At 39.0% G+C, this 5,668-nt stretch carries 6 protein-coding genes and 1 pseudogene; all 7 read right to left on the reverse strand.

Annotation, left to right across the window (positions count from 1 at the left end; translation table 11 throughout):
* The coding region (locus tag PAN06_RS12695; protein ID WP_276593278.1) for a copper homeostasis protein CutC at positions 1-100 on the reverse strand (100 nt) is incomplete at its 3' end.
* A gap of 90 nt (positions 101-190) precedes the next feature.
* The gene (locus PAN06_RS12700; protein WP_001237214.1) at positions 191-550 is read right to left on the reverse strand and encodes a YbaN family protein; all 360 of its coding nucleotides are present in this window, start codon (positions 548-550) and stop codon (positions 191-193) included.
* A gap of 105 nt (positions 551-655) precedes the next feature.
* Positions 656-2,743 (reverse strand): type I DNA topoisomerase, encoded by a 2,088-nt coding sequence (gene topA, locus PAN06_RS12705; RefSeq protein WP_269796502.1) that lies wholly within the window; start codon positions 2,741-2,743, stop codon positions 656-658.
* Between the two features lie 117 nt (positions 2,744-2,860).
* Positions 2,861-3,709: a DNA-processing protein DprA gene (gene dprA, locus PAN06_RS12710; protein WP_269796503.1), complete on the reverse strand. Its 849-nt coding sequence runs from the start codon at positions 3,707-3,709 to the stop codon at positions 2,861-2,863.
* An 87-nt stretch (positions 3,710-3,796) separates the two neighbouring features.
* Positions 3,797-4,486, reverse strand: a complete 690-nt coding sequence (locus tag PAN06_RS12715; RefSeq protein WP_269796504.1) for a sugar phosphate nucleotidyltransferase — start codon at positions 4,484-4,486, stop codon at positions 3,797-3,799.
* 11 nt (positions 4,487-4,497) lie between these two features.
* Positions 4,498-5,376, reverse strand: coding sequence for a DMT family transporter (locus PAN06_RS12720; protein WP_004269680.1), 879 nt, complete (start codon positions 5,374-5,376; stop codon positions 4,498-4,500).
* A pseudogene (locus PAN06_RS12725) lies at positions 5,366-5,668 on the reverse strand (choline kinase); the annotation flags it as partial. The gene PAN06_RS12720 and the pseudogene PAN06_RS12725, both read right to left, overlap by 11 nt.

The following is a 5,668-nucleotide window of genomic DNA, read 5'->3' on the forward strand; positions in this document are numbered from 1 at the left end:
CACCAACTGCTAGATTGTCACAAAGTTCGATTCGACGAGCTCCAGCCTCCATCGCTTTTTCAAGCAAGGTCACATTTTCAGCACAAAATTCGTAAATCATTTGATTCTCCTTGAAGATTACTTTAAATTTATTATATCATATCATTTTGAATATGCTTTCATTTATATCAAGGAAAATAGTTACTATTTTTTATTCTTTGTCTGGAATGACCTTGAAGAGATAATAGGTGATAAAGATGGTCAAAGCTCCCAGACCGATTTTGACTGGTAAGAGAGGGGCAAAATAAATGGAAATTCCCATCAAGATGTAGATAGATACGATGATTTTTTTCTTGCGTTCACGCGCAATAGACTTGGTCTCGCGAAAATCAGCAACATATGCTTGATAGAGCTTGGTATGATACAACCAATCTTCGAAGCGCTTGGAACTTCTGGAGAAACAAGCAATAGACAGTAAAAGAAAAGGTGTTGTAGGCAACAAGGGTAAAACTACCCCAACAATAGCCAAGGCCAGTGATAAGAAACCAATTATCAGATAAATAAGACGCATAACTACTCCTAATTAAAATAATCTTCTTCTAGTTTCGCATACAATGGTGAATTTTGTCAAGCTCCAACCAAAAAGAGCCTGAAATTCACTTTCAGGACTCTCCTCTTATTTAATCTTTTCTTCCTCGTAGTCGCCTTTGCTACAAACAACCTGCTTGCCACCACCACGGACTTTTTTCTCCATAAGGAAGTTGCCACATTTTGGACAGTCACGACCAACAGGCTTATCCCAAGAAGTAAATTCACATTCTGGATAGCGATTGCAACCATAGAAAAGGCGGTTACGTTTGGTTTTACGCTCAATGATTTGTCCCTGATGACAACTTGGACACTCAACACCAATCTCTTTCACGATTGCTTGGGTATGACGGCAATCTGGGAAATTACTACAAGCGTAGAACTTACCAAAACGACCAAGTTTAATAACCATTGGACTGCCACACACTTCACAATTAAATCCAGCTGGTTCATCCTTGATTTGGATTTTTTCCATTTCTTCTTCAGCCTTGGCCACTTCTTTAGAGAATGGTTTGTAAAAGGCATCAATGACACGTTGCCACTGCTCTTTTCCGACTTCGACATCATCCAGTTTGCCTTCCATTTCGGCTGTGAAGGTTACGTTTACGATATCTGGGAAATATTCAACGATGAGCTTGTTGACAATTTCTCCCAACTCTGTCGGTTCAAAACGTTTGGCTGCAAGGCGAACATAATAACGTTTTTGAATGGTTTCAATGGTTGGTGCGTAGGTTGACGGACGGCCAACCCCATTTTCCTCCAAGGTCTTGATAAGGGTCGCTTCAGAATAGCGAGCAGGAGGTTGAGTGAAATGTTGCTCTGGTTTGCTATTAACCTGCTTGACTACATCTCCAACAGCCATATCTGGTAACATTTTATTCTTGTCAGAATCATTATAAATGGCAAGATAACCATCAAACTTAACCTGACTACCATTGGCAGCAAATTGAACCCCATTCTGAGACAATTTAACAGCCATTGTATCAAAGACAGCAGCTGACATCTGGCTTGCTACAAAACGATTCCAAATAAGAGTATAAAGCTTGAGCTGATCCTTGTCCAGATACTTAGCAATACTTTCAGGTGTATTAAAAACGCTAGACGGGCGAATAGCCTCATGGGCATCCTGAGCACCTGATGCATTTTTGACCTTGCTACCATGCTTAGAATACTTGCTACCAAAACGATCAGTAATGAAACTTGCAGCTTCATTTTGCGCTACAGGACTGATACGAGTCGAATCGGTACGCATATAGGTAATCAAACCTTGAACACCAGAACCAATATTAATTCCTTCATAGAGCTGTTGGGCAACCATCATGGTCTTTCGAGTACGGAAGTTAATTTTATTGGCAGCGTCCATCTGCATGGATGAAGTGGTATAGGGTAAAGGAGCATTGCGTTTGCGCTCTTTCTTATCTACCTGATCCACTGAAAAATCTTTACTAGTCAGACGAGACAAGACTTCCTTGACCTCATCATTGCTAGTCAGTTTCAGCTTTTTACCATCCACTCCATAGAAGGAAGCCTGAAATTGCTTGGTTCCCTTTTTAAAGACACCATCAATTGTCCAATATTCTTCTGGCTGGAAGGCATTAATTTCATTCTCACGGTCAATGATTAACTTAAGCGCAATAGACTGTACGCGCCCTGCTGACAAGCCCTTCTTGACCTTCTTCCACAAAATGGGCGAAATCGAATAGCCTACCAAGCGGTCCAAAACACGACGAGCTTGTTGGGCATCTACCAAGTCCATATCAATCTTGCGCGGTTCTTTAAAAGCATTTTTGACTGCATCCTTGGTGATTTCATTGAAGACCACACGGTTGGCATCATTTTCATCCAAGTTGAGAATATGAGCCAAATGCCAAGAAATCGCTTCTCCTTCACGGTCCGGGTCACTCGCCAGAAAGACTTTATTAGCTTTTTTAGCTTCTTTTTTCAAGTCATTAATAAGAGGACCTTTTCCTCGGATATTGATATATTGCGGTTCATAATTATTTTCAATATCGACGGACATACTGGATTTCTTCAAATCACGGATATGCCCGACACTGGCTAAAACCTTGTAGTTTCTACCTAGATATTTTTCAATCGTCTTGGCCTTAGCAGGCGACTCCACGATTACCAGATTTTTTTTAACTGTTGATTTTTTCTTTTTTGTTGCCGTAGCCACAGTATCACACCTTTTCAAAGTAATAAACTTTATAAAGTGTAAACCATTTTGCCATAACTGTCAAGACTTAGCTCCTATATATAGAAGAAAAGTTGGTTTAAAAAGCGAAATTTCGTCTTAAAATTCAAATTCCGCAAGAACATCCTTCCCACTGGTAACCAATTTTGCCCCTTCTTGAATCAAATGATGGCAACCGTCTGATAGTCCATCTAAAATACTTCCAGGAATAGCAAAGACATCGCGCCCTTCTTCCATTGCTCGCTCACAGGTAATGAGACTACCTGAGCGCATCTTGGCCTCTGCTACAATCACACCACGGCAAAGTCCAGCAATGATGCGATTACGGGCAGGAAAATGAAATTTCAGAGGTTGTTCGCCAGGTCCATACTCACTGAGAACCAGATGGTCATTGCCGATGTAGTTTTGCAAGCGTTTATTGGCTTTAGGATAAAACACATCCAGTCCTGTTCCAATCACTGCAATGGTTTTTCCGCCATTTTGAAGAGCTGCCATATGGGCTGCTGTGTCTATTCCCTTGGCTAATCCACTGACGATAACCAGTTCATTTTCCAATCCTTGAATGACTTTTTCAACTGACTTATCTCCCTGTTTGCTACAAGCACGACTACCGACAACTGCTACCTTAGGGAATTTCAAGAGATCCAGATTTCCCTTGTAAAATAAAAGTACAGGCGCATCATAAATTTCACTCAAATCCCAAGGGTAACAGTCATCTAAAATAGAGAAAGATGGAAATTTTTGAAACTCCTTCTCCAAATGCGCATCGTCTATCTGAAAATAACGTTCCATAAAAACAGCTGGATTTCGGCAACCTGATATATCTGCAATATCACCCAACAAAAGCTCCTGATCGACATTTTCACCGTATTCTAGGACTTTCAAAATCTGTTGATTGGTCAAACCTGATTTTTTTAACTTATAGATTTCATAATTTGTGATTTTCATAAATATCTCCATTTCTTTTTCTACTCATCTATTTATTCGTAAAAAAATCAAAAAACATCCGACTATTTCAGCCAGATGTTATAATTTTTAATTTTCGTTTTTAAGAATTTCTTCTAATTTATGATAGTCTTGGACACTATCAATCTCATAGATGCTATTACCTTCTAATTCTTCAACATAGACATCCAGCTCTTTGATATTATCCTTAACCATATTGTCCCAATAGAGATCAACAAATTCACCACTCGCATAGGCCTTATCGATAAAGCTGACAATTTTTTCTGCTGTTGGAGCATCCCAGAAGGATACACCACTAAGGATGCGACCTGCCTTGCTATCAACAATAATGTCTTGAACCTTGTAATCATCTCCATAGACCAAGAACCATTCATTGGTAGAATCTTCACGATAAACACTAAAATAAGTCGAACGAGTCAAATCATTGCGGAACATATTTTTAAAGAGATAATTATCGGCATCAATAACATAACTGTTGGCCAATTCTTCTTTTACAAGATAGAGAGAATAAAAGTTATTGTAGTCAGCGTATTTATCATTGAAGACGAGGTGAACACCATATTTTTCTTTCAAGTAATCGAATTGTTCTTTAAGGTAACCAACAATGATGATGATGTCATTGATTCCTTTTTCTTTTAAAAACTCAATTTGGTATTCAATCAAGGGTTTTTGATTAACTTGAACCAAGGCTTTAGGGGTATTTTCAGTCATAGGACGCAAGCGAGTTCCCAATCCCGCTGCTAAAATGATGGCTTTCACACGAATCTCCTTTATTCTTTAATAATAATATAAACTCCAGCAATGACGACAAGTGAAGTAATAATGGTCAGCATATCTAGCGGTGCACCCAAGAAAACAACTGCAAACAAGACTGTCCAAACTACATAACTCACGTTCAATCCTGTAGCCTTGGCTGGTTGCAAGCGATTGATAGCGATATAATAAGCCAAGTAAGAAATCATATCAAAGGCTGCAAAGACAATCATAAGACCTAACAATTGTCCATTGGCCACTTCTGCAAATGACTGATGAGAGAAGAGCACAATCACAAGATAGGACAAGAATGAAGTCACTTGACGAATTAAGAGGGCTTCGATTTCACTCAATTCACTTTCCATGGCAAAAGAGCTAAGAACACTCTCACTTCCCCATGCAATAGCACAAACCAAAGCACAGAGAATTCCAATATAGAAAGAATTAACCTGTTCAACCTTATAGGTCTGAGCAATTATCCCTCCAATAATCAAGACAATCCCAAACACAGTATTTTTTGAAATCTTGTGCTTCAAAAAGAAGAAAGCCAATAAAACTGAAATAGCAGGATAGATAGCGGATACAGATGAAGCTAAAGAACTTCCGATATACTTAACTGCATAAAGATTGGCCTGCATACCGATAGGACCTGCTAGCAAGGCTCCGATGATCACACTCACATTGCGAATATTTAAGAAAATTGAGAGACGAACTTTTCCTTCTTTTACCAAAAGAAAAGCTAGTAAGATAAAGATACTCAAGAAATCGTGAGCAGCGGCCACCACAAAGGGCGACAAATCTGTAAAAATTGAAAAGATGTAAGCACTAATTGTTAGACCTAAACCCCAGAAAATACCTGAGAGTAGACCAAAAGAAACTCCATTTTTATTTTTCATCTGAACCTCCATAATATGACAAACCTTTAACAGCTCTTTGGAAACGATTCACACCATAGTCTCCAAAATCTGCGCCTTGCTCTTCCTTATAGACAGTCCATAGACTCCAAATAGTATCTTGTAAAATTTTATAAATGGTAATCTTTTCACGAGAGACAGATGTTTGCTCACTCTCATAGTGAGACAAGAAGGCTTCTTCCTCTTGACGAGTGAATTCAGACTCTAAAAAGAGAGCAGCCAAATCCCACATTGGATCGTTCATTGATGAATATTCCCAGTCAATCAGATAAAG

The sequence above is a fragment of the Streptococcus sp. SM3 genome, assembly GCF_027497875.1.

Excerpts from the sequence above, each read along its gene's own strand:
- PAN06_RS12700 (WP_001237214.1), bottom strand. The coding sequence starts at position 550 with ATGCGTCTTATTTATCTGATAATTGGTTTCTTATCACTGGCCTTGGCT.
- dprA (WP_269796503.1), bottom strand. The coding sequence starts at position 3,709 with ATGAAAATCACAAATTATGAAATCTATAAGTTAAAAAAATCAGGTTTG.
- PAN06_RS12720 (WP_004269680.1), bottom strand. The coding sequence starts at position 5,376 with ATGAAAAATAAAAATGGAGTTTCTTTTGGTCTACTCTCAGGTATTTTC.